The following is a 20,921-nucleotide window of genomic DNA, read 5'->3' as shown; positions in this document are numbered from 1 at the left end:
CTCTATGAAAAAAAGATTCGTTCAATTTTCTTTTGCAGTACAGCATCCAATGATTTTACGAATCCTGCAAATTCATCTGTAGAAATCATATGGGTAAGAACCAAGCGTCTGCCATCTGGTGTTTCACCGCATAAGACGAACGAAGAAAACTCATATGTTTTTCCATCTACAACTAATTTTGGGTGGGAATATGTTCCGTTTTTCTTTTTCTTTCCATCAATCGAGATGACGTTGCACTTTTTCTCATTGTTGTCCATGGTGAATCCCTCCTTTGTATTACTTATGGTAGACAAGGAGGGTTTAGAACAAGAGGGAAAGGGGAAATTTTATGGAGATTGTAATAGAACACATATCTAAAGAGATAGCACCGAAATCATTGCTATTACTCGCCGATCCAAGTGATGTGCAAATTCATGCATATTTGCAGCGCGGCCTTATCCATGTTGCAAAAGTGGCAGGAAAGGTTATAGGTGTATATGTATTGCTTGAGACAAGACCACAAACAATGGAAATTATGAATATCGCTGTTTCTGAAGAAGTACAAGGAAAAGGGATTGGAAAACAATTATTACAGCACGCAATTATAACTGCCAAAGAAAAACACATGCATAATCTTGAAGTAGGGACAGGGAATTCTAGTATTTCACAGCTTGCTTTCTATCAAAAATGTGGTTTTCGTATTTTTTCTATTGATTTTGATTACTTTTCGAAGCATTATGAAGAAGAGATTATTGAAAATGGAATTGTATGCCGAGATATGATTCGGCTTACAATGGAACTCTAATCATTTTTTTATGAAGTTATTTGGCAAGAAAATATAAATTATTTAGGGGGAAGAGAAGATGGAAGTACATAAAGCAATTACAGCACATTCTCGTAAACAAAATGAAATTGTGACAACATTTTTACAGCTAGAAGCACAGCGTGAAGCAGCAATTGAAGCGGCAGTAGCACTCGCATCAAATGGAAAACATTTCTCAGTAGATGCGATTAATATGGTAACGAAACAAATTAATAACCTTGCTAAACGAGGTGTTGCACCACAACGTAAAATTGTAACAGAAGATATGGTTATGGAGTATGTAGGTCGCCTGCAAGAGAAAGAAGGTCGTTAAGTATGATTGTTACAGTCGAATGGTTACGTGATCATATAGAAGATGAACATGTCCGCATAGTCGATTGTCGTTTTGACTTGGCTAATCCAAATTGGGGAAGAGAACAGTATGAAAAAGAACATATTCCTCATGCGCTATATTTTGATTTGAATCTTGATTTATCCAGTTCTATTACGGAGCATGGCGGTCGTCATCCACTTCCAGATATTCAGGATTTTGCTGAAAAGCTTTCTCAAGCTGGTATTGATGAACATACGACAGTAGTTGCATATGACAGTCAAGCAGGTGCAATGGCTTCGCGTTTATGGTGGCTATTAACATATGTAGGGCATCAAAAAACATATTTGTTAAATGGTGGTTTTCCTGCTTGGAAAGAACAAAATTTATCTATAACAGCAGAAGCTCCAACTATTGAACGGAAAAAATTCATACCGAATGTACAAGATAACATGCTGGTAACGATGGAAGATGTGAAAGAAAAAATTCGTACAAATGCAGATGTTACGTTAATTGATTCGAGAGAGCCAAGACGTTATGCTGGTGTCGAAGAACTTGTTGATCCTAAAGCTGGTCACATTCCGACAGCAGAAAATTATTTTTGGAAAGATGGAATCACGGCGGAAGGTCAGTTCAAAAATAAAAATGAGCAAGAAGAACGGTTCCATCATCTTAATAAAGAGAAAGAAACAATTGTCTATTGTGGATCTGGTGTAACAGCATGTCCGAATATATTAGCGTTACAAACAGCTGGTTTTCGTAATGTGAAGTTATATGCTGGAAGCTGGAGTGATTGGATTTCTTATCCAGAAAACCAAATTGTAAAAGAAGGACAGTAACCTCTTGCATGTAAAAATATTTTGTATTAAAATAAGGTCACAAGTAAGAAATTACTTCAAAACATTACATTTTACACATTGCATGCAATGTGATAAGATAGCGACAAGTAAATAAAACATCCTGCGGTGTACGTAACTTATTTATGTCTAAAACCGATGTTAGTTATACGGAAGCTCAATATTTAGTGACCATCATCAAGCCTTCCTTGTGGAGGAAGATGTACGGTAGCTGTGAGGGCATCCACCTGCGAGTAGCGGGTTTTTGGACATTTACGAGTGACGGCACGTGCGGGGGTCTTATTTCAACTAACATTAAATAAAATTCCTACGGTGTACGTAGCTTATGTATGTCTTAAACCAATGAGTATAATACGGAAGTTCAATATCTAAATGTAAACAGCATGCCATCTTTTTAAGAAGGAAGCTGAAAGCATTTATGAGAACATCCACCTGTGAGAGCAGGTTTATGGACATCTAGAGAGAACGGCATGTGTGGGGCTATATAAAAAACCTTACGTTTTATACGTAAGGTTTTTTTGTTGTAGGAGCCCTTTTTCGGTATGTTAGAAATGATTGCAATTTCATTGTGTGGAAAGCATAAAAATAGTAGAAATCAAATAGACTCCAAATGGTGGGAATTCATTTGATTGTTACCCCGCATTAACTGCCCGTAACAGCCTGATTCGCGAGGGCTGATAATCAGTGGCCCCACGAATTAAAGTTTCACTTTATCTGTGTTCACCTGTGAAATTTCCATAATAAACATAGCATTTTCGATCTTCATCAATCTCTCTGGAGTCTAGGGTGAATTCCATAAATATTCCGTCTTTTTGAACGTACAAAATATCTGAATGGAGATACGTTACAATCTCGTCATGGTTCCATACATCTTTACTTTCTATTAAAATCGAATTTTCTCCTAGTAATTCTCTAATCTCAAAACCTATATGGGAATATGTGGATTCTGAAGGGTCGTTGAAAAATGTTTTTTTTTGCACATATAATACTGCTGTTCCATCGGGATCCATCGAGGTTGCTGTTACGACGTATGTATCTCCTTCTTTAACAAAGTACTCACAGGTCATCCTTGCGACAGCTTCAGACACAGAAATATCGGCATAGTTCCATAGAGCAGGATATTGTTTTGCTTCATCATTGAGTCGATATTCTAACCGCACTTGTAACCCCTCTTTCTTTTTCTTCTACTTTATCATGAATTCTTTTATAATAAAAATATAATATATAAAGGGGCGTTGGAAAGTGACAAAAACCAAATGGTTAGTAACGGGTGTTCTTACATCTTTAATGGCTGGTACTTTATCAGGCTGTACAAAAGATCTCCCTTCAAAACCAAAAGATAAGAGTTGTGCAGATTGGGATTGGGATGATGAACTTGGCGTGTGGCGATGCGATGACAGCCATTCAAGTCATCATGGGGGTTATTATTACGGTGGTAGATATTATCAAAATAAATCAACTTTCAAAAATTCTGCTGAATTTAAGTCCTATCAAGCTTCGTCCAATTTTAAAGGGGGAATTGGAAGCGGTTCAAAGGGCGGATCCGGAGGTTAAATTATGTCGCTTTACATAAAGAAACGAAGTGAATTTTATTCAAGGTTCTCTCACTTTTGGTCCGACTTATACGGGAGTGAATATAGTCTTTTTCATGTTTTTGAAATAACAGAACAAACAATCCAAAATTTGCAATTAGCAACGGAACGAATGGGAAAAGTATTTTTTAAGACTGCTAGGCTTCTTCGGACCTTGTCTGACGCTCAGCTTCTTGAACTTGGTTTTCCTTCTTCCAGTCTGCCTTTTATTAGAATGAAATCTCTATTTCCTGAATCTATTATTTCACGGTTTGATTTTGCGATGACAGATACTGGTATCAAAATGCTTGAGTTTAATAGCGATACTCCGACTTTTATCATGGAATGCTTTCAAATGAATGGGGAGGTCTGCAAAGAATTAGAGTATCATGACCCAAACAACAAACAGGAACGTCTTCTCTCTTCTGGTATCACAAAAGCTGTGATGGAAGCGGTTAAAGGGATAGAAAGACCAAACGTTGTCTTTACAGCCCATCATGAACATATAGAAGATTGGAATACAACTCGGTATTTGAGTCAGCTATGTCAGGTTAGCAACAAAGTGGTGTCAATGTCAGAACTCAGAATTACTGAAGATGCTTTACTTGACGGAGATGGTGTACCAATTGATGTTTTGTATCGCCAGACATATCCTATTGAACACTTAGTTGAGGACCAAGATCCTAACACTGGAGATCTTGTAGGGATCGAATTACTGCAGCTTGTAAAGGAAGGAAAGCTTTTTATTATAAATCCGATTTCATCTTTTCTACTGCAGCCGAAATCGGTTCAATGTATCATTTGGGGATTAGCGGAGGCAGGTGCTTTTTATACAAATGAGGAACAACAATGGATTAAAGAATATATGCTTCCTACTTACCTAGAAGCAGATCTGTTTTTAGGAAAAAGTTCTTTTGTTCAAAAACCTTCGTTCGGTAGAGAAGGCGACACGGTTACAATTCGTGATAAAGACACTAATATTGTTAATCAAAATTCATATCAAACGTATAAAAAAGAGCTTCCTATATTTCAAAAATATTTAAAGCTTCCTGTTGTTTCTCTTGAGACTGAAAAGGGGATCGAAGAGCTGTCGTATGTGTTTGGATCATTTTTAATTGCTGGGAAGCCAAGTAGTATTGGTATACGTGCTGGTGAAAAAATTACGGGGAATGAATCATATTATTTACCTGTAGGAATTAAAAAGGAGGATTAGAAATGATAAATTTCTTACTTTATTTAGCAGTTACAATCGGTCTTTTATGTATTGGTCTTTTTCTTATGGAAGTGACAACAAAAGTGAAGGAATTTTCATTAATGGCTAAAGGGAATAAAGCAGCAAGCTATGCACTTGGAGGAAGACTTCTTGGGCTTGCAATTGTTTTGTATTCTACGGCTGCTCATTCTGTTTCATTAATGGATATGGTTTTATGGGGAGCGATTGGAGTATTAGCGCAAATTATTGTGTTTTATTTAGCTGAATGGCTTACACCGCGTTTTAATATCAACCAAAGCATCGAAGAAGATAACCAGGCTGTTGGACTTTTCCTTATGTTTTTATCAATTTCTATCGGAATCGTGATTGCTGGGTGTTTAACATATTGAAAAACCTTAAACAATTAGTATTAGAATAAGTGTATTTCTGTCTTGAATCATTTTCTAGGAAATACTTGTCGTAATAAGGAAAAAGTTTGAATTCAAAGTGTTGACATCTATTTTAAATAGGAGTAACATTTTCTATGTAATAAAAATAAGTCTCTGTTAGGTGAGGCTCCTGTATAGAGAAATGCTACTGCCCAAAAATGTCGAGAGACGCCAATGGGTCAACAGGAATGATCGAATTAAGGTTTTTCTTAACGTAGCTGGTAACGTACCTATGCTATACAGTGCTAAAACTCGGCGAGGGAGAGGTTCGCGGATTTCTATGTTGATTAGGAATCGCTTATTTATGTATGTAATGACCTTTACTCGCTTATGAGTAGAGGTCTTTTTATAAACAAGCTGTGATTATAAGTACTAACTAAAAAATGAAAAGGGAGGTGAGGAGCATGTCAAATTCTGACTCGGTTCCGTTACCCATATACTTCGAAACAAAAATATATGATGTAGGCAGGAAACGACTTGTTCCTCCCTCTATATTTATCATAAGATAACGTTCAGCTAGTTATGAGCTGAAATAAGGATGAGTTGAACGTGGCACACTTTAACAAGCTATAGAGAAATATGAGTGATTAAAGTGAGATAAATTGAGAAACAAAGCGTTTCTTCCTATGTTGTAAAGGAGGAGACGGTAATATGTTATATGTAAATAAAATTGTGGGTAACATGTCACATAAACAAAGCAAAAAAATGTTGAAAGAACAATCTCTATTAAAACAAAATAAAGATTTGTTAATTGAAATTGCAACTAGAGATGTCAAATCTGTATTTGCTTATTTTAAAACAACAAGAGATGGTCTTTCAATGAAAGAAGCACAGAAGCGTATTCATGTGTACGGGAAAAATGAATTATCTTCAAAACGAGCAATTTTTTCTGATGTAATGATGAAATTAAGCGAAATGATTCCTGGTTTTGCAAAGCAACGTGTTCATAATTACAATCAGTGCGAGATTGTAACAGTTACTGTTTCTAGGGTAGAAGGATATACATCTGTAGGTCAGAATAGTGAATCAAAAATAATGAAACTTCCAGTTGAAGAGCTAGTTCCAGGGGACATGGTTTTTCTGTCAGCAGGTGATATAGTTCCAGCTGATGTACGTATTATATATGCAGAAGATTTGTTAGTAAATGAATCGGTGTTGACAGGAAAAGAAGCAAATGTAGAGAAATTTGAAAGCTGTTATCATCTTGAACGCAAACGTTTTATTCCATTAAAACGAATGAAAGACTACAATCCAATTCAACTTGAAAATGTATGTTTTAAAGGCACGCATATCGTGAATGGAACTGCGAAGGCTGTAGTCGTTTCAACAGGTAAAAATACGTATTCTGGATTGCTCCACACATGCTGTAGTCAAACATCTTGAGCTGTTAATGGTGCTAAATATATGAAAACATTGTATAATGGATAAAGTTGAACAAAAACGTAGAATGGTAATCTATTTATATAACCTTACGAGATAACGTGAGGTTATTATTTTTTGTTAGTAGGAGAGGAATTATGAAAAAAGTATTGTTAGTTGACGGTATGGCACTATTATTTCGTGCTTTTTACGCAACAAGTGTTTATGGACAATTTATGAAGAGAAAAGACGGTACCCCAACAAATGGGATTCATGGTTATATGAAACATTTATTAACAGCAACCCAAGCAATTGAACCGACGCATATTGTAACGTGCTGGGATATGGGAAGTACGACATTCCGAACGGAATCGTTCTCAAATTATAAAGCAAACCGTGCAGCGCCACCAGAAGAATTGATTCCGCAATTTGATTTAGTACAAGAGATGACTTCACAGTTATCTATTCCTGTAATTGGAATGAAGGGCTATGAAGCTGATGACTGTATTGGTACGTTAGCAAAAGAATACGCTAGTGAGGCGGAAGTATATATTCTAACAGGTGATACAGATTTATTACAGCTTGTTGATACAAATGTTACCGTAATGCTTCTTCGTAAAGGAATCGGAAACTATGAATATTATACGCCAGAGAAGATTATGGAAGAAAAAGGCGTAGAGCCTTGGCAAATCGTTCATGCGAAAGCATTTATGGGAGACACGAGTGATAACTACCCAGGTGTAAAAGGAATTGGTGAGAAGACAGCGTATAAATTAATTCAAGAACATGGTACAGTAGCGGCAGTACTAGAAAATATAGCGTCATTGACGAAAGCACAGCGTACAAAAATTGAAAATGATTTGGAAAACTTAAATATATCATTACAATTGGCAAGAATTCATTGTGAAGTTCCAATTTCCTGTTTGTTAGAGGAAGGTTTGCATACAATTGATGAAGAGAAAGTACGTTTTGTTTGTGGAGAAATGAACTGGGGAAGACCCGAAATGTTTATAAATATGTTATAAAAAAGAAATGCTTTATACTATAAATAACGTCTAATCAAGTATATGTTGATTAGACGTTATTTTTTATGTAACTTCTTTCAATTGATGGAGTTGTCAGAAAAAATACTTAGTTTTCATCTGGAATTCAAACAGATTTCACATGAATCTTTTATTATAAAACTATACAGATAATCACTTATCTTTTATATAAATAATCCTTTGATAAGTTATTTGTAATAGTGAAGGAGGAAAAAATTATGCGAAAGAAAATAAGAAAATCCTTTAAACAATTATTGATAGAGAATAAACAATTATTATTAAGTGATAAAGAGAATTTAAGAGAAATAGAGGAAAAGATTGAAAAGAGGCATGTATCGTATCGTGTATCAAGTAACTGAATAAGATAATAAAATTATGTAAAACCCCTTTCTTTATGAGAAGGGGTTTTATATATTGATCATACTTAAGAACAGGGTTGTAAGTATAGAAAGAAGGAGAAAGTTTGGGTAACTGAATAGGAGGGAGAGTAACCTCATTCTTTGAGTATCAACAAAAAAGAAAAGAATAATAAATAAAAAATTCAAGTTACTAAGACAACAGAAATGGTTTCAAGAGAGGTATGGTTCTGCTGTTATGTTCCAATCAGGGGCGTTGGTTGTAAAGTGAGAGATGTAGAAAAAGTCCATTTGTATGTAGAGCATAAAGAAGAGTTTGAAAGAATGAAAGCAGAAGGTAATTACAAGTTCAAGTTTCTTTAGACATAAGTTTATTAAGCTAGTAGTAAAAAGGTTCTCCTTTTATAGGAGAGCTTTTTTTATTAAAGTACGAACTTCCTCCTTTGAAAAAAAGGTTTTTAAAGAGCAAATACTGTATATAGTTATTATTTACGTCTAAAAAATTGTTAGCTAAGGGGGAATGAATAACAATGAAAATGGTTACTGAAGGGGACCTATTATGGAAGCCATCACAACAACAAATAGAAAAATCAGGTATCAGTCTCTTTATGAAATGGCTTAAACAAGAGAAGGATTTATCTTTTAGCAATCAGAGTGAATTATGGAAATGGTCTGTTGACGAACTTGAAATGTTCTGGGAAAATATTTGGAATTACTGCCAAGTCAAATCTAACACACCATATAATCAAGTTTTGGAATCAAGAAAGATGCCCGGGGCAAAATGGTTCACAGGTGCTACTTTAAATTATGCGGAACATGTTTTTCGAAATGTAAGAGGAAATAAGCCAGCAGTAATTTTTCAATCAGAAACCACTCGGAGAACAGAAATAAGCTGGAAAGAACTTCAGCAAAAGACAGCGATGGTGGCAAATTCTCTAAAGGAATTAGGAGTGAAACAAGGAGATCGTGTAGTTGCTTATATGCCTAACATTCCTGAAACAGTAATTGCTTTTTTAGCATGTGCCAGTATTGGAGCCATTTGGTCCAGCTGTTCTCCTGATTTCGGGACAAATACTGTTATTGATCGATTTAAACAAATTGAACCGACAATTTTATTTGCGGTTGACGGATATTCTTATAATGGTAAAATTCAGAATAGAATAACAAATATCTCGGAAATTCAATCGAGTCTACCTACTTTAAAACAGACTGTTTTAATCCCTTATGTTAGCAGTAATGACTCTAAATTGAATAATCGTACAATGTATTGGAAGGATCTATTGCGAGGAGATTGTGAGCTTGTTTTTGAAAAGGTTCCATTTGAACATCCTCTTTGGATTTTATTTTCTTCTGGAACAACAGGGTTGCCAAAACCGATTGTACAAAGTCAAGGTGGAATACTATTAGAACAGCTTAAAACATTATTAGTTGAACAAGGTGTGAATCAAGATGATGTGTTCTTTTGGTTTACAACGACAGGATGGATGATGTGGAATCTTTTAGTGGGGGGACTGTTAACTGGAGGTACAATTGTTTTATATGATGGCAGTCCATCTTATCCGAGTATACATATATTATGGGATTTTGCAGAAGAAGTTGGTGTTACTTTCTTTGGTACAAGTGCAGGTTTCCTTAGCACATGTATGAAATTCGGGGTTAAGCCAAAAGAAAGACATCGTTTCTCTAGGTTAAAGGCTATTTGTTCAACAGGTTCACCTCTATCGGTAGAAGGATTCTTGTGGATATATGAGAATGTGAAAAGAGATGTGTGGCTTGTTTCAACTAGTGGAGGGACCGATGTATGTACGGCATTTGTTGGTGGTTCGCCTATATTGCCTGTTTACGCTGGAGAAATACAAGCACGTTCTTTAGGAGCCCACGTACAATCATTTGATGATGAGGGAAATTCAGTTATTAATGAAGTTGGGGAATTGGTTATAATGGCACCAATGCCATCGATGCCCGTTTATTTCTGGGGAGATGACAAGAATAAACGTTATTTTGAAAGTTATTTTGAGATGTATCCAGGGATTTGGCGACATGGTGATTGGATTAAATTTGATGATAAAGGAAGCTGTGTTATTTTCGGACGATCAGACTCTACGATCAATCGGCTAGGTGTACGTCTAGGGACGAGCGAAATTTATCGTATAGTTGAGTCGCTAGATGCTATTATGGAGAGTCTAGTAGTGGATTTAGAGCTCCTTGGACGTCAATCATTTATGCCACTTTTCGTCGTGTTAAAACCTGAAGTAAATATGAGTGATAATCTAAAAGAAGCGATAAAAGCCGAAATAAAACAAAAAGTTTCACCACGTTTTGTACCTGACGAAATTTACGTAGTAGAGCAAATTCCGAAAACATTGAGTGGAAAGAAATTAGAAGTTCTAATTCGAAAAATTTTATTAGGGTTTCCGGCAGAAAAAGTAGTCAATCAAGGTTCCATGGCCAACCCTGAATCATTAAGCTTTTTTATGGATTTAGCACAAATTATTAATAAGCAAGAATAATAGAGCTCTTTCCTATTTATCCCGCATTAACGGGCAGTAAGACCCCTATCTCAAGATTCAGAGAGAAACAAGGAAGATAGGTGGGGGATCAACTTCCCGTAAAAGCCCGATTGGTTCAACTAATAATCAGTGGGGGATGAAGAAAACCCCCACTGATTAAAGTTTTCCTTTATTAAGCGAGCAACCTTTATGGAATATAGTGGGAGGGTAGATAGTGATTACAATAGAGAGAATTGAGGAAAAAGATATCCCGCATCTTATACATTTATCTGAATTAGTTGGATGGGATTATAGTTTAGAAGAAATCAAAACAATTTTCCAATCAGGAATTGTATATGGTGGGAAGAATATGAAAGGCGAATGTATTGCCAGTGCAGCTATTATCTTATATGGAGAGAAGCTAGCTTCTATTGGCATGGTCATTGTACATCCGCAGTATAAAGGAAAAGGGATTGGCAGAAGAATAACAGAGGCTTGTATAAGAAATGTTTCAGAAAAGACATCGATTATGCTTATTGCTACAGAAGAGGGAAAACCTTTATATGAAAAATTAGGTTTTCAAGCGGTTAGTCATGTTTCGAAATATATATGTAATCAGTATGTAACTCTCATGGGTTTTGAGGGGAGTAAGAAGTACACTTTTATGGATTATGGCGAGGGAGATAGTAATAGAATTGTGAAGTTAGATGAATTGGCTTGCGGTGTAAATAGACGCAATTTTATACAGAGAAGAATTGAACAATCTGAACAATGTGTGGTTGTAAAAGACAAAGAAAATAATATTGTAGGATATGGAATGAGCGTGCAAACTCCAGAAAATAGAATTATAGGACCGATTGTTGCGCCGAGTGATAATATCGCAACTACAATTGTTCATCATTTGGCAAAAGACTATAAGGGAAGACTTAGAATTGATGTACCAGAAGGAAAAGAATTTTTTATGAAAGTGCTCGAGACAGCTGGATTTCAAAAGGTAAATCAACCACCAGTTATGATGAAAAACAGCACTCAATTTTTGAAACGAAATGGTGGATTATATGGCATTGCTGCGCAGATATTCGGTTGAAAAAAGATTCCTTTAAAAAAAGGAATCTTTTTTATTTATAAATGCGATTTTTTCTACTCACGGTATTGATCATGAATAGGAGAAAATAAATCTTCCTCGACATCTCTCACAACAGAAAAATGATCCACATTATAATGACCATGTAGTGTTTTATTATGATGGTCAATAATTTGCTTGGCTGATAAAATCGTAGAATCATTTGTAGAATGACCGTTTTTGATTAAAGTGACGTCAAATCCCTGTACAGTTGCTGTTCTAACGGCGGTATCAATACAATGTTCGGTTTTGCAACCACCGATAACAAGATGGCCAATTTCTTTTTCTCTTAAAATCGTATGTAAAGAGGTGTTATAAAATGAATTGGTTGCTTGTTTGTCTATGATTTGTGCTGTATGAGGTACTTTAATTTCCTCATGTATTTGAAAGCCTTTCCCCACACCCGAAGCAACATCAGTATCTCTGACGAAAATAATAAGAGCATTGGATTGAATTGCTTTTTGAATGGCTATATTTATGTTCGTTAATAATTGATCTTTATGAAATACTGCAGATTCTTGCTCGTTACCATCAATCAGTTCTTGTTGAGAATCAATAATTAATAGAGCTTGTTTCATTACATTTCTCCTTTTTATCTCGTTATTTGTGAGTAATGATCTTTTGGTCTCAATGTTCAGAATATATCAAGAGAGACAGGTGCGGAATGAAGAAAATTCCCGCCAAATAAAGTTACACTTTATTTATTTCTTGATGCGGTAGATGAATCCTTTTTATATAGGGGATTATTTCATTTTCTTTATCTTCACATCATGTAACACCTTACAATATAACCAAGGTGAGGGAAAGAAAGTGAAAATTAGCGAATCATCTAATGTTGTTTTTATCTATTCTCAAGAAGCCTGAAAACTTGTATGATAGGAAGTGGAGAATTTTTTGGTAGGTGGGAACAGCATGCAAACAGTACAAGATTATCTTTCATTTTTACATACAAAAGGATTTAAATTATCAGAGGATGCACAAGGGTTTATTATGTTTGGTCAAGGGTATACAGGTGCATCTGATGGGCTTGTGAATGCAGCAATTGAGGCAACAATTAAACATCAATTGCAATTTGATGGCAGTTATTTTATCGCTTTATTAGAGCGTTTGAGAGAAGAGAAAATTACTGATAAAAAAAGCGCAAAGGCTTTTATGCGGACGTTACAAGCGTAACATCACGCAGCCTGCGCTTCTTTTTTTGCTTTTGAAGGAAGTTCAACGAAGATCATACCTAAGAAAATACAGAGACAACCAAGTACTGCGGGAATAGAAAGCTGTTCGTTTGCGACAAGAACACCTGTTAAGGCAGCAAAGACAGGTTCCATTGCGAAAATAATGGCAACTCTCGTTGGAGAAGTATGTTTTTGCGCAGCTGTTTGAATAAAAAAAGCGATTGATGTTGCGAATAGGGATGTTGCAAGTAGAGCAAATAAAAAAGCGGAATTCGTCCATAAAGAGATTGAAAATAACTTTTCCCAGTCCTCGAATAAAAAAGCACAAATGGAAGAAAAAATTCCAACAGACAATACTTGGGATGTGCTCAATAATAAAGGGGATATCTTTTTAGAAAAGACCCCGTTGATGAGAATATGCGCTGCAAAGGCAATTGCACAGCCGAGAACGAGTATATCACCAATATTTAATTGAAAAGAATCACCAGCGGTTAGTAAATATAGACCCGCTGTTGCAGTAATAATGCCAAGTATGATAAAAGGTGTAGCTTTTTGTTTTAAAAAAACAAACGAAAGAATGGGAACCATAACAATACTGAGTCCAGTTAAAAATCCTGCTTTAGAAGAAGTAGTATAGAGTAATCCAAATGTTTGCAACAAATAACCGACAAATAAGAAAAATCCGACAATTAAACCAGCAATGCTACTATACTGAATTTCTTGTTTTGAAGTTTGTTTCGAGAATATAAATTGGACAAATAATAAAATGATTCCAGCAAGTAAAAAGCGAACACCATTAAAAGTAAATGGTCCAACAAATGACATTGCATTTTGAACGACAACAAACGTGGCCCCCCAAATAAAGGAGACAAATAATAAAGCGAGAGGAGCAATCCAACCTTTTTTCACATTAAAACCTCCATTAATTTTTTAAAATGGCTTTTCTTGCTAATTCATCGGCAACTTTGTTTTGACTACTAGGAATCCACTTTATAAAGAAAAGATCAAATTTATTTATGTACTGTAGTGCTTCTTCTAAAAGCGGTGCGTATATTTTGTTCTTTGCATACTCTTTTTCCACAGCACGCTCAACAAGCTGTGAATCTGTACGAAAAGAGACAATGTTATAATTATGTTCTGTGCAATATTTTAATGCAGCGAGTAATGCATGGTACTCAGCTTCATGGTTGGACATGGTTCCAAGTGGTAGTGATAGTTGCACAGGTGGCTGAACACCTTTAATAAAAACTCCAGCACCAGAAGGACCGGGATTTCCTTTTGATGCACCATCAATATATACTTCAATCAAAATTGAATACCTCCATTATTATATAGCATTCGTTGATAGTAATCCCTCACCTAATTGTAAAGATGAGGGATAGAATATGAAAAAAGGCAATTTATCCAATTGTAATGCTGTAGCGGCATGTAAATGTTTCATTTGCTTGTAAGGGTTGTACGCCTTTTTTCTCTTTGAAATCTTTTGCTGGTTCTACTTCGTCAGCAATCCCATACCAAGGTTCGATACATAAGAAAGGAGCGTCATTACCTGATGTCCAAACACCAACGAATGGGAAACCTTCAAATGCTACTTTGACAAATTTATTATGTTTATGAGAGCGAATAGAAATTTCATTTGTATTCATATTTTCAAAAATAAGGGCGTCATTTTTGAATAAATCGTATGTAAGTGGTAATTCTGTCTTATTTTCAACAACCAATTGTTTTTCTTTTGATAGAAATGGTCCTTTTAAAACGCTTGTTTCTAAATGTTCAGGGCCATTAAATGATAAATGGTAGTCTGTAAATGATTCACCTTCTATTAAAGGACAATTGAACCCTGGATGTGCTCCGATAGAAAATAACATTTCTTTTGAAGTAGGGTTAATCACTTCATAAGTAACATATATATTTTGCTCGTCTAGTTTATAAGAAACATACAACTCAAATTCATAAGGATATTTTTGTAAAGTTTCTTGATTACTAGTGACTACATAAGTAATTTTTGTTTCACTTTGCTCTTTTACGGAGAATATAAGGTCGCGAGCGAACCCGTGTTGTGTTAATGAATAAGGCTTACCATCTACATAATATGCATTGTCCACTAATCTACCGACAATTGGGAATAAAATTGGTGCACGGCGCCCCCAATATTTAGGATCTCCTTGCCATAAATATTCTGTATTGTCTTCTTTTAAGCGAACACTCTCTAGTTCAGCACCTTTTTCAGAGATAGAAACGATCACTTTTTCATTTTGAATTATTGCTGTCATGAAGTGAAACCTCCTAAACCTTTCATATACTTTATTATACGCGGTCTATAAGAGAAAGGATAGTAAATGATAGGAATCTATTGACGAATGGTTGACTATTGCGTACAATGTAAATTTGCTGTTTAAAAACGAATCACGTGGTTCGGGACCATCCCACGTAAAAAAACTAAGGAGATTTTGTCATGAAAATAAAAACTATAGTTGGTAATGGTATTTTGGCAGCGTTATATATTGCTGTTTCTGCACTTATTCAGCCATTTGGCTTTACGAATGTACAATTTCGTATTTCGGAAATGTTTAATCATCTCGTGGTATTTAATAAGAAATCAATTTATGGAATTGTCTTAGGTGTATTTTTAACAAATCTCTTTTTCTCACCTATGATTGGGTATGATTTAGTATTTGGAGTAGGACAATCCATTCTTGCACTTCTCGCTACGATTATTTCTATGCGTTTTATTAAGGGTGTTTGGGCTCGTATGATTTTTAATACAGTTATCTTTACAGTTACAATGTTTATGATAGCGATAGAACTTCACCTTGCATTTGAACTGCCATTTTTATTTACATGGCTTACATGTGCAGCGGGTGAATTTGTGGTAATGGCTATTGGTATGCCTGTTATGTATTGGATTAATAAACGAGTGCAATTTGAAAAAGTGATGTAAAGAATAAAACAAAGAGGCTGAACCAAATCGGAATGATTGGGTAGCCTCTTTATTTATATATAAATAAGTACTTTTGATTCATTACACTAAAATTAATTTACGGGTAGTAAGAGTTAACAAAGGTTAAGGTAAAAATTACCGGTAAAGCAAATGAGATTCAGAAAAAGATAGCATTTGTTGGATTAGGAACTTTAACGATTGTGATATTATTAAGTATTTTTTCTTATTATAAAATAACTAAATATTCATTTTTTGGTCGAGGCTCATTAAAGTTTCACTATATAAAGGAGCATCCTATTTAAAAATTTATGGGTGGAGAGTCAGAATGTTCCAGCTTAAATTTAAGGTAGTAATCTAATTTAATTTTAGTTAAGGGGGTTATTCACAATATGAATTGATTCATTCGCATACAATACAGTGACTCTTGGTAAAATATAATAAAATAAAAATACGAATTCTTATATAAGGGGAAATTAACATGAAATATAAAATATGTTGGGTGTATAAAACAAAATCGAATCTTCAAACAGAATTAATAACAGATTATATGAACATAGAAGAGGCACTTCAATTTGCAACTGATTTTGAGAAAACTGGAAGAGTAAAGCAACTATTGTTTTATGATGAAATGGGAGCGGAATGGACGCTTAAAGAGATGAATAAGCTCGGTAAACAAATAGAAGAGGAGCCACAAGATATTCGTATTTACTTTGATGGGGGATATGATCTGCAAACGAAAGAGGCTGGAATTGGTATTTGTATTTATTATAAAAAAGGTCAGAAGGTGTATCGAGTTCGTCGAAATGCATATATAGACGGCATATATGATAATAATGAAGCGGAATATGCAGCGTTATTATATGGAATGAATGTACTAGAGGAATTAGGAATCAAATATGAACCGGTTACACTACATGGTGATTCTCAAGTCGTACTTCAGCAACTAGCTGGAGAATGGCCGTGCTACGATGAACATTTAAATCATTACTTAGATCAGATTGAACAAAAAGCAAAGAAGATGAAATTAAAGCTTGTCTGTGAACCAGTGTCAAGGAAACAGAATAAAGAAGCACATCAATTGGCCACGCAAGCATTAGAAGGAACAGCAATCGATAGCCATAAAGAAATATTGGAATAGAGAGGTGCAGGGGTGAATAAGAAGCAGCTCATTACAGAGGTAAATGATTTGTTAGAAACATACTGTGAAGGATGTTTTTTACAGGAACACTATCGAAAGACACATAGTAAATACTATGCCCATTCTTTTTGTATTCGGCAGTGCACTGTCGGAGAACAGTTAAAAGCATATGGAGAGCAATTATCGTAAAAAGCATCCAGAGGTACCTCTGGATGCTTTTTTAATGTTTCGCTTCTTTCAATTGGTGTTCGCATAGACTTAATTTTTTTTCTTCATTCATTAAAAAAGGTTCGTCTAAATCTGTCGCAACAGATTTCATTGTTTCAAGCTGAGAACGTGCAGATTCGACTGCAATTGTCGCATGTTGTAATGACTCGGGATCCATTGTAATTGTTGCAGAGCCTACCATTTTTTGCGCTGTTTCTACGCGGAATTTTACTTCTTCAAAATCATTCACATGTGAGCTCACTATCATCAATTCCTCCTTTGTATTCTGTCGCATTTCACATAGTTTTTACCCTGCAAAAAGGAAATATACAAAGGAATAACAAAGGAGGTTACCAAGTAAGGTAACCCCCTTTTATATGTTGGATTAAAGTTTTACTACGTTAGCAGCTTGAGGTCCACGGTTTCCTTCAACGATGTCGAAAGATACTTCTTGACCTTCTTCTAAAGATTTGTAGCCTTCGTCTTGAATAGCTGTGAAATGTACGAATACATCATCAGCGCCTTCAATTTCGATAAATCCAAAGCCTTTTTCATTGTTGAACCATTTTACTTTTCCTTGCATGTTACAATTCCCCCTAAAAAACGATTACTTTTTCATTTAGTAAAGTTCATTTGAAATATTCGCGAATTCATAAAACTAAAAAAATATATTATCGAATATTCTGCTAAATGATAGTTTTAATATACATGAAATGGTAGATTTTAGTCAAGTAAGCGGTTTTAAGTTTTTGTATTTTTAAATAATTTTTTACGCAAGTTTTTTTATGGTATAGGACAAGCTCTTTTTCTAATATGTTTAAGTGAGTACTGTACATAATGAGGTGAGAGAATGAATCAGTCTTATTTATTGGATAATGAAGGAATGAAAATGAGGAAGGATATACCAATATGGGTTTCTGAGGAATTTGGAAATTTTTCTAATGTTGTATTGGATCCATCGTTTCCTTGTTATTTTGGTTTAACAGCCTTAAAGAAGAATGAACTTCGCTACTCATTCTTGTCTCATGATGATTGGAATCATTTACCACAGACGATGTGTTCTTTTTTGGAGTTGATGAACGAACGACCTGTTGTAAGAAGAGGTTTTTTTCTATTTGTAGAACCGGAATATGAAGAACGATCACTTGAGTATTATCGTTCTTACTTTTGGAAAGTGCTACAATATTTACATGAAGCAGATGAACAGCCATGGCCTGAAAGAATCCCAGAAAATCCAGATCATTACTTATGGGAATTTTCATTTGGTGGGGAGCCTATGTTTGCTTTTGGAAACGCTCCTGCTTATGAACAAAGAAAAACGCGACATTTAGGAAATTCACTCATTATAGGATTTCAGCCGCGAATTATATTTGACGGTTTAGAAGGAGATCGGCCCAAAGGTGCTTATTCGCGGCAAATGGTCAGAGAACGGGTGGAAAAATGGGATCAATTGCCGAAACATCCGAATATCAGTCATTATGGTGACCCAGAGCATCGTGAGTGGAAGCAATATTTTATTGGAGACGATATTCAACCGATTACAGGTAAATGTCCATTTCATCATAAAATAGAGAAGTGAAAGCCGCCTATGGACGGCTTTTTTGCATATTTTGGATAAAAAAGGACATTTTAATGGTGTATATTTTTTGAAAAAGATAGTCTATATTTTGTCGTGTTTTCATTAGCTAATATAAAAGGAGTAGGAAAGGATAGAACTATGTTTGGAGCGATTATACAACAAATTGTACTAGGTATTTCATTGGCTGCACCAGTAGGACCGATTAATATTGAAATGTTAAAAAGAGGGATTGAACGTGGGTTTTGGCACGCTTGGCTTGTTGGAATAGGGGGCATGAGTGCAGATGTTTTATTTATGCTTCTTATTTACTTTGGATTGTCTTCTGTATTTATGTATACATATGTACAGGCATTTATGTATTGTATAGGTTTTTTCTTACTGTTTTATTTAGGATTTCAAAGTGTAAAACAAGGAATTTTACATTCAAATATGGAATATAATCAAGAAGAGGTAGGAGGACTTCATCAATCCTATATGGCAGGTTTTTTCATTGCGGTATCTAATCCATTAAATCTTGTCTTTTGGTTTGGTGTATATGGAAGTACGCTTAGTTCACTGCTTACGAAAGTCACAAAGCAGGAGGCGTTTTTATATAGCCTTTGCATCATTGGTGGTATTATTTTGTGGAATTTAAATATCGCTTTTTCTGTTCATTTTGGACGAACTCTACTTAAGCCAAAGGCACTCGGTTATATTACATTGGGAGCTGGTTTCATTATAGTCGGGTACTCGATTCACTTTGCGTATAAAGCCTTACAGTTGTTCATATAAGACCGAAGGGGAGATTTTTATGTATCGAACCACAGTTAATGGAAAAGAAATTATCATTACATTAGCGCCAAAGATTAGAAAAGAAATAACGGATAGGAACCCTTTATATGAGGCTGTTCTTCAAACTGTTGAAAGATTACTTCAAACAAAGCAATTAACATTTGCTGTAAATCATGAAGTGTTGGGACTTATAATTGGAGAAGTGCAGAGAGGAGAAGTAACTGTCTTTGCAGTTGAAAATATTATACCGAAACAAAATATATTTGGTTCGAATGATTTTTTCTCTACAATAGAGCAACGAGCTAATTTATAATATAAAGAGAGTAACATAGATAAGATAGAAAGGGTCGTAACGATATGTTACGGCTGTTTTTTCGAAGAAAGGGGATAGGATGAATGAAAAGAGTATGGAAGGAGTTTTTTTTACAACATGATATTATCATTATGATTGGGGTAATGATTCTTTTTATCATTATTTTGCAAATGCAATTATTTACAGGAATAGCGGGTATATCATGTCTTGCTGGTATCATTTTTTATACAGTCAATGAATATGTTACGCATCGATTTTTATTTCATATGAAGCCTCCAAAAAATCCATTTTTACTGAAAATGTTAAAGAGATTACATTATGACCATCATGTGTATCCTGATGATTTAAAATTATTATTTTTACCAGCTTGGTATAGCCTGCCAGGGTTTACAATTTATTTGTTCATTCTATATGGGATCACAAAAGATGTAACGATTACACTCTCATTTGGAATAGGAATGATTATAATGTTACTTGTTTATGAATGGAAACATTATATAGCACATAGACCAATTCGTCCGTTGACTCGTTTTGGTAGATGGTTAAAAAAAACACATATTTTGCATCATTATAAAAATGAAAATTATTGGTTTGGTGTGTCGAATCCAGTGTATGATTTTTTATTTGGTACGTATAAAGATGGAAAAGATGTTGAATTAAGTAGGACGGCACGAAACTTAGAAAAAGAGAAAAATAAGGAAGTAGTGCGGTGAGCGCTACTTCTTTATTTTGCAAAAATATATTAAGAAATTAGAAAAATATGCCGAAAAATGTCTATCGAAAAATCTTTGCAGAGAAGAAGAGATTGTCTAAAATAAATATAAAGTTTCTGAATATTTGTGAAATTTGCATTTTTGTAGAGGCGAGGGAGAATTTTATTTAAAGAATGAAGGAGAGGGGAGAGGGCGAATGAAACGAGATAGTTCGGCACGTAAGTTACAAGGGGAGGTAAATTATACAGAAGTCGTTCAATCAGAAGAATTTCAATTATTGCTAGAAAAGAAACGGAAATTTATTGTTCCGATGAGTATTTTCTTTTTAAGTTTTTTTATTGCATTGCCGATTTTAACTTCTTATTCAAAGGTATTAAATACACCAGTATTTGGTGATGTGACATGGGCTTGGGTTTTTGCTTTTGCACAATTTGTTATGACGTGGGCGTTATGTATGATCTATAGCAAAAAAGCAGAATCGTTCGACGAGACTTCACAAAAGATTCTTCAAGATATACAAAAAGGGAGGGGATAAA

General features: G+C 34.9%; 28 protein-coding genes, 2 other RNA genes and 2 riboswitches. Of the genes, 22 read left to right on the top strand and 8 right to left on the bottom strand.

What is annotated here, in order from left to right; translation table 11 throughout:
- Positions 1 to 2: 2 nt before the first annotated feature.
- Entirely contained in the window at positions 3 to 257 is a 255-nt protein-coding gene (locus BLV40_RS17750) for a DUF3931 domain-containing protein (protein ID WP_000369734.1), read from the bottom strand.
- 71 nt (positions 258 to 328) lie between these two features.
- Here BLV40_RS17750 and BLV40_RS17745 point away from each other — a divergent pair, with 71 nt between their 5' ends.
- From BLV40_RS17745 to ssrS (BLV40_RS17725), 5 genes are all read left to right on the top strand, one after another.
- Complete coding sequence (locus BLV40_RS17745) at positions 329 to 784, top strand: GNAT family N-acetyltransferase (protein WP_026591810.1); 456 nt, start codon at positions 329 to 331, stop codon at positions 782 to 784.
- Between the two features lie 58 nt (positions 785 to 842).
- Positions 843 to 1,115 (top strand): DUF2533 family protein, encoded by a 273-nt coding sequence (locus BLV40_RS17740; protein ID WP_090692404.1) that lies wholly within the window; start codon positions 843 to 845, stop codon positions 1,113 to 1,115.
- 2 nt (positions 1,116 to 1,117) lie between these two features.
- Positions 1,118 to 1,951, top strand: a complete 834-nt coding sequence (locus BLV40_RS17735) for a sulfurtransferase (protein WP_090692402.1) — start codon at positions 1,118 to 1,120, stop codon at positions 1,949 to 1,951.
- Positions 1,952 to 2,066: 115 nt separating this feature from the next.
- Positions 2,067 to 2,249, top strand: a non-coding RNA gene (ssrS, locus tag BLV40_RS17730) — 6S RNA.
- A gap of 21 nt (positions 2,250 to 2,270) precedes the next feature.
- Positions 2,271 to 2,454, top strand: a non-coding RNA gene (gene ssrS / locus BLV40_RS17725) — 6S RNA.
- A 225-nt stretch (positions 2,455 to 2,679) separates the two neighbouring features.
- Here the strand turns inward: ssrS (BLV40_RS17725) and BLV40_RS17720 are convergent.
- Positions 2,680 to 3,129: a hypothetical protein gene (locus BLV40_RS17720; RefSeq protein WP_090692399.1), complete on the bottom strand. Its 450-nt coding sequence runs from the start codon at positions 3,127 to 3,129 to the stop codon at positions 2,680 to 2,682.
- An 82-nt stretch (positions 3,130 to 3,211) separates the two neighbouring features.
- Here BLV40_RS17720 and BLV40_RS17715 point away from each other — a divergent pair, with 82 nt between their 5' ends.
- From BLV40_RS17715 to BLV40_RS17680, 8 genes are all read left to right on the top strand, one after another.
- Entirely contained in the window at positions 3,212 to 3,523 is a 312-nt protein-coding gene (locus tag BLV40_RS17715; protein WP_026591806.1) for a hypothetical protein, read from the top strand.
- 3 nt (positions 3,524 to 3,526) lie between these two features.
- Positions 3,527 to 4,753 carry a glutathionylspermidine synthase family protein gene (locus tag BLV40_RS17710; protein WP_090692397.1) on the top strand — a complete coding sequence of 409 codons (1,227 nt, stop codon included), beginning with the start codon at positions 3,527 to 3,529 and terminating at the stop codon, positions 4,751 to 4,753.
- 2 nt (positions 4,754 to 4,755) lie between these two features.
- Positions 4,756 to 5,142 (top strand): DUF350 domain-containing protein, encoded by a 387-nt coding sequence (locus BLV40_RS17705; protein WP_026591804.1) that lies wholly within the window; start codon positions 4,756 to 4,758, stop codon positions 5,140 to 5,142.
- A 145-nt stretch (positions 5,143 to 5,287) separates the two neighbouring features.
- A riboswitch (M-box (ykoK) riboswitch) is annotated at positions 5,288 to 5,451 on the top strand.
- A 381-nt stretch (positions 5,452 to 5,832) separates the two neighbouring features.
- On the top strand, positions 5,833 to 6,564 hold the full coding sequence (locus BLV40_RS17700; RefSeq protein WP_090692393.1) for a P-type ATPase actuator domain-containing protein: 732 nt from the start codon (positions 5,833 to 5,835) through the stop codon (positions 6,562 to 6,564).
- A 134-nt stretch (positions 6,565 to 6,698) separates the two neighbouring features.
- Positions 6,699 to 7,565 carry a 5'-3' exonuclease gene (locus tag BLV40_RS17695; RefSeq protein WP_090692389.1) on the top strand — a complete coding sequence of 289 codons (867 nt, stop codon included), beginning with the start codon at positions 6,699 to 6,701 and terminating at the stop codon, positions 7,563 to 7,565.
- Between the two features lie 236 nt (positions 7,566 to 7,801).
- Entirely contained in the window at positions 7,802 to 7,942 is a 141-nt protein-coding gene (locus BLV40_RS17690; RefSeq protein WP_081811017.1) for an FbpB family small basic protein, read from the top strand.
- Positions 7,943 to 8,469: 527 nt separating this feature from the next.
- Positions 8,470 to 10,449, top strand: coding sequence for an acetoacetate--CoA ligase (locus BLV40_RS17685; protein WP_090692385.1), 1,980 nt, complete (start codon positions 8,470 to 8,472; stop codon positions 10,447 to 10,449).
- Positions 10,450 to 10,660: 211 nt separating this feature from the next.
- Complete coding sequence (locus BLV40_RS17680; RefSeq protein WP_170833674.1) at positions 10,661 to 11,515, top strand: GNAT family N-acetyltransferase; 855 nt, start codon at positions 10,661 to 10,663, stop codon at positions 11,513 to 11,515.
- 53 nt (positions 11,516 to 11,568) lie between these two features.
- On the opposite strand, the gene BLV40_RS17675 is transcribed toward BLV40_RS17680, so the two are convergent.
- Positions 11,569 to 12,129, bottom strand: coding sequence for a cysteine hydrolase family protein (locus BLV40_RS17675; RefSeq protein ID WP_090692379.1), 561 nt, complete (start codon positions 12,127 to 12,129; stop codon positions 11,569 to 11,571).
- 334 nt (positions 12,130 to 12,463) lie between these two features.
- On the opposite strand from BLV40_RS17675, the gene BLV40_RS17670 reads away from it, so the two are divergent.
- Positions 12,464 to 12,724: a DUF6123 family protein gene (locus BLV40_RS17670; protein WP_026591799.1), complete on the top strand. Its 261-nt coding sequence runs from the start codon at positions 12,464 to 12,466 to the stop codon at positions 12,722 to 12,724.
- A 2-nt stretch (positions 12,725 to 12,726) separates the two neighbouring features.
- On the opposite strand, the gene BLV40_RS17665 is transcribed toward BLV40_RS17670, so the two are convergent.
- The 3 genes from BLV40_RS17665 to BLV40_RS17655 form a co-directional block, all read right to left on the bottom strand.
- Positions 12,727 to 13,632 carry a DMT family transporter gene (locus tag BLV40_RS17665; RefSeq protein ID WP_090692374.1) on the bottom strand — a complete coding sequence of 302 codons (906 nt, stop codon included), beginning with the start codon at positions 13,630 to 13,632 and terminating at the stop codon, positions 12,727 to 12,729.
- A 13-nt stretch (positions 13,633 to 13,645) separates the two neighbouring features.
- On the bottom strand, positions 13,646 to 14,032 hold the full coding sequence (locus tag BLV40_RS17660) for a reverse transcriptase-like protein (protein WP_090692371.1): 387 nt from the start codon (positions 14,030 to 14,032) through the stop codon (positions 13,646 to 13,648).
- A gap of 91 nt (positions 14,033 to 14,123) precedes the next feature.
- A complete protein-coding gene (locus BLV40_RS17655; RefSeq protein ID WP_090692368.1) occupies positions 14,124 to 14,996 on the bottom strand; it encodes an aldose 1-epimerase family protein in 873 nt (290 codons plus the stop codon).
- Between the two features lie 131 nt (positions 14,997 to 15,127).
- Positions 15,128 to 15,172: riboswitch (PreQ1 riboswitch) on the top strand.
- A gap of 6 nt (positions 15,173 to 15,178) precedes the next feature.
- Here BLV40_RS17655 and BLV40_RS17650 point away from each other — a divergent pair.
- The 3 genes from BLV40_RS17650 (at position 15,179) to BLV40_RS17640 (ending at position 16,991) form a co-directional block, all read left to right on the top strand.
- Positions 15,179 to 15,664, top strand: coding sequence for a QueT transporter family protein (locus tag BLV40_RS17650; RefSeq protein ID WP_026591795.1), 486 nt, complete (start codon positions 15,179 to 15,181; stop codon positions 15,662 to 15,664).
- Positions 15,665 to 16,142: 478 nt separating this feature from the next.
- Positions 16,143 to 16,802, top strand: a complete 660-nt coding sequence (locus BLV40_RS17645) for a ribonuclease H family protein (protein ID WP_090692364.1) — start codon at positions 16,143 to 16,145, stop codon at positions 16,800 to 16,802.
- Between the two features lie 12 nt (positions 16,803 to 16,814).
- The gene (locus BLV40_RS17640; protein WP_090692358.1) at positions 16,815 to 16,991 is read left to right on the top strand and encodes a zinc-finger domain-containing protein; all 177 of its coding nucleotides are present in this window, start codon (positions 16,815 to 16,817) and stop codon (positions 16,989 to 16,991) included.
- Between the two features lie 31 nt (positions 16,992 to 17,022).
- Here BLV40_RS17640 and BLV40_RS17635 read toward each other — a convergent pair whose 3' ends face one another.
- Both BLV40_RS17635 and cspD read right to left on the bottom strand, forming a co-directional pair.
- Positions 17,023 to 17,271 carry a DUF2564 family protein gene (locus tag BLV40_RS17635; protein ID WP_026591793.1) on the bottom strand — a complete coding sequence of 83 codons (249 nt, stop codon included), beginning with the start codon at positions 17,269 to 17,271 and terminating at the stop codon, positions 17,023 to 17,025.
- 123 nt (positions 17,272 to 17,394) lie between these two features.
- Positions 17,395 to 17,592, bottom strand: coding sequence for a cold-shock protein CspD (cspD, locus tag BLV40_RS17630; RefSeq protein ID WP_026591792.1), 198 nt, complete (start codon positions 17,590 to 17,592; stop codon positions 17,395 to 17,397).
- A 267-nt stretch (positions 17,593 to 17,859) separates the two neighbouring features.
- Here cspD and BLV40_RS17620 point away from each other — a divergent pair, with 267 nt between their 5' ends.
- The 5 genes from BLV40_RS17620 to BLV40_RS17600 all read left to right on the top strand — a co-directional run bounded on the left by BLV40_RS17620 (position 17,860) and on the right by BLV40_RS17600 (position 20,920).
- Complete coding sequence (locus BLV40_RS17620) at positions 17,860 to 18,588, top strand: YqcI/YcgG family protein (protein ID WP_026591791.1); 729 nt, start codon at positions 17,860 to 17,862, stop codon at positions 18,586 to 18,588.
- A gap of 138 nt (positions 18,589 to 18,726) precedes the next feature.
- On the top strand, positions 18,727 to 19,359 hold the full coding sequence (locus BLV40_RS17615; RefSeq protein ID WP_090692355.1) for a LysE family transporter: 633 nt from the start codon (positions 18,727 to 18,729) through the stop codon (positions 19,357 to 19,359).
- A gap of 19 nt (positions 19,360 to 19,378) precedes the next feature.
- Positions 19,379 to 19,672 (top strand): cytoplasmic protein, encoded by a 294-nt coding sequence (locus tag BLV40_RS17610; protein ID WP_090692350.1) that lies wholly within the window; start codon positions 19,379 to 19,381, stop codon positions 19,670 to 19,672.
- 83 nt (positions 19,673 to 19,755) lie between these two features.
- Positions 19,756 to 20,385 (top strand): sterol desaturase family protein, encoded by a 630-nt coding sequence (locus BLV40_RS17605; RefSeq protein WP_026591788.1) that lies wholly within the window; start codon positions 19,756 to 19,758, stop codon positions 20,383 to 20,385.
- A 196-nt stretch (positions 20,386 to 20,581) separates the two neighbouring features.
- Positions 20,582 to 20,920, top strand: a complete 339-nt coding sequence (locus tag BLV40_RS17600; RefSeq protein WP_026591787.1) for a DUF485 domain-containing protein — start codon at positions 20,582 to 20,584, stop codon at positions 20,918 to 20,920.
- Position 20,921 lies beyond the last annotated feature (1 nt).

It is taken from the genome of Bacillus sp. 166amftsu (assembly GCF_900107445.1).
Taxonomy (GTDB): domain Bacteria; phylum Bacillota; class Bacilli; order Bacillales; family Bacillaceae_G; genus Bacillus_A; species Bacillus_A arachidis.
Note: the sequence above shows the minus strand (reverse complement) of the source record. Positions and strands in the feature narration are given on the sequence as shown.

What these genes read in the sequence shown, in the direction of transcription:
- BLV40_RS17750 (WP_000369734.1), bottom strand. Translation starts at nt 257, where the DNA reads ATGGACAACAATGAGAAAAAGTGCAACGTCATCTCGATTGATGGAAAG.
- BLV40_RS17745 (WP_026591810.1), top strand. Translation starts at nt 329, where the DNA reads ATGGAGATTGTAATAGAACACATATCTAAAGAGATAGCACCGAAATCA.
- BLV40_RS17740 (WP_090692404.1), top strand. Translation starts at nt 843, where the DNA reads ATGGAAGTACATAAAGCAATTACAGCACATTCTCGTAAACAAAATGAA.
- BLV40_RS17735 (WP_090692402.1), top strand. Translation starts at nt 1,118, where the DNA reads ATGATTGTTACAGTCGAATGGTTACGTGATCATATAGAAGATGAACAT.
- BLV40_RS17710 (WP_090692397.1), top strand. Translation starts at nt 3,527, where the DNA reads ATGTCGCTTTACATAAAGAAACGAAGTGAATTTTATTCAAGGTTCTCT.
- BLV40_RS17705 (WP_026591804.1), top strand. Translation starts at nt 4,756, where the DNA reads ATGATAAATTTCTTACTTTATTTAGCAGTTACAATCGGTCTTTTATGT.
- BLV40_RS17700 (WP_090692393.1), top strand. Translation starts at nt 5,833, where the DNA reads ATGTTATATGTAAATAAAATTGTGGGTAACATGTCACATAAACAAAGC.
- BLV40_RS17695 (WP_090692389.1), top strand. Translation starts at nt 6,699, where the DNA reads ATGAAAAAAGTATTGTTAGTTGACGGTATGGCACTATTATTTCGTGCT.
- BLV40_RS17690 (WP_081811017.1), top strand. Translation starts at nt 7,802, where the DNA reads ATGCGAAAGAAAATAAGAAAATCCTTTAAACAATTATTGATAGAGAAT.
- BLV40_RS17685 (WP_090692385.1), top strand. Translation starts at nt 8,470, where the DNA reads ATGAAAATGGTTACTGAAGGGGACCTATTATGGAAGCCATCACAACAA.
- BLV40_RS17675 (WP_090692379.1), bottom strand. Translation starts at nt 12,129, where the DNA reads ATGAAACAAGCTCTATTAATTATTGATTCTCAACAAGAACTGATTGAT.
- BLV40_RS17670 (WP_026591799.1), top strand. Translation starts at nt 12,464, where the DNA reads ATGCAAACAGTACAAGATTATCTTTCATTTTTACATACAAAAGGATTT.
- BLV40_RS17655 (WP_090692368.1), bottom strand. Translation starts at nt 14,996, where the DNA reads ATGACAGCAATAATTCAAAATGAAAAAGTGATCGTTTCTATCTCTGAA.
- BLV40_RS17650 (WP_026591795.1), top strand. Translation starts at nt 15,179, where the DNA reads ATGAAAATAAAAACTATAGTTGGTAATGGTATTTTGGCAGCGTTATAT.
- BLV40_RS17645 (WP_090692364.1), top strand. Translation starts at nt 16,143, where the DNA reads ATGAAATATAAAATATGTTGGGTGTATAAAACAAAATCGAATCTTCAA.
- cspD (WP_026591792.1), bottom strand. Translation starts at nt 17,592, where the DNA reads ATGCAAGGAAAAGTAAAATGGTTCAACAATGAAAAAGGCTTTGGATTT.
- BLV40_RS17620 (WP_026591791.1), top strand. Translation starts at nt 17,860, where the DNA reads ATGAATCAGTCTTATTTATTGGATAATGAAGGAATGAAAATGAGGAAG.
- BLV40_RS17615 (WP_090692355.1), top strand. Translation starts at nt 18,727, where the DNA reads ATGTTTGGAGCGATTATACAACAAATTGTACTAGGTATTTCATTGGCT.
- BLV40_RS17610 (WP_090692350.1), top strand. Translation starts at nt 19,379, where the DNA reads ATGTATCGAACCACAGTTAATGGAAAAGAAATTATCATTACATTAGCG.
- BLV40_RS17605 (WP_026591788.1), top strand. Translation starts at nt 19,756, where the DNA reads ATGAAAAGAGTATGGAAGGAGTTTTTTTTACAACATGATATTATCATT.
- BLV40_RS17600 (WP_026591787.1), top strand. Translation starts at nt 20,582, where the DNA reads ATGAAACGAGATAGTTCGGCACGTAAGTTACAAGGGGAGGTAAATTAT.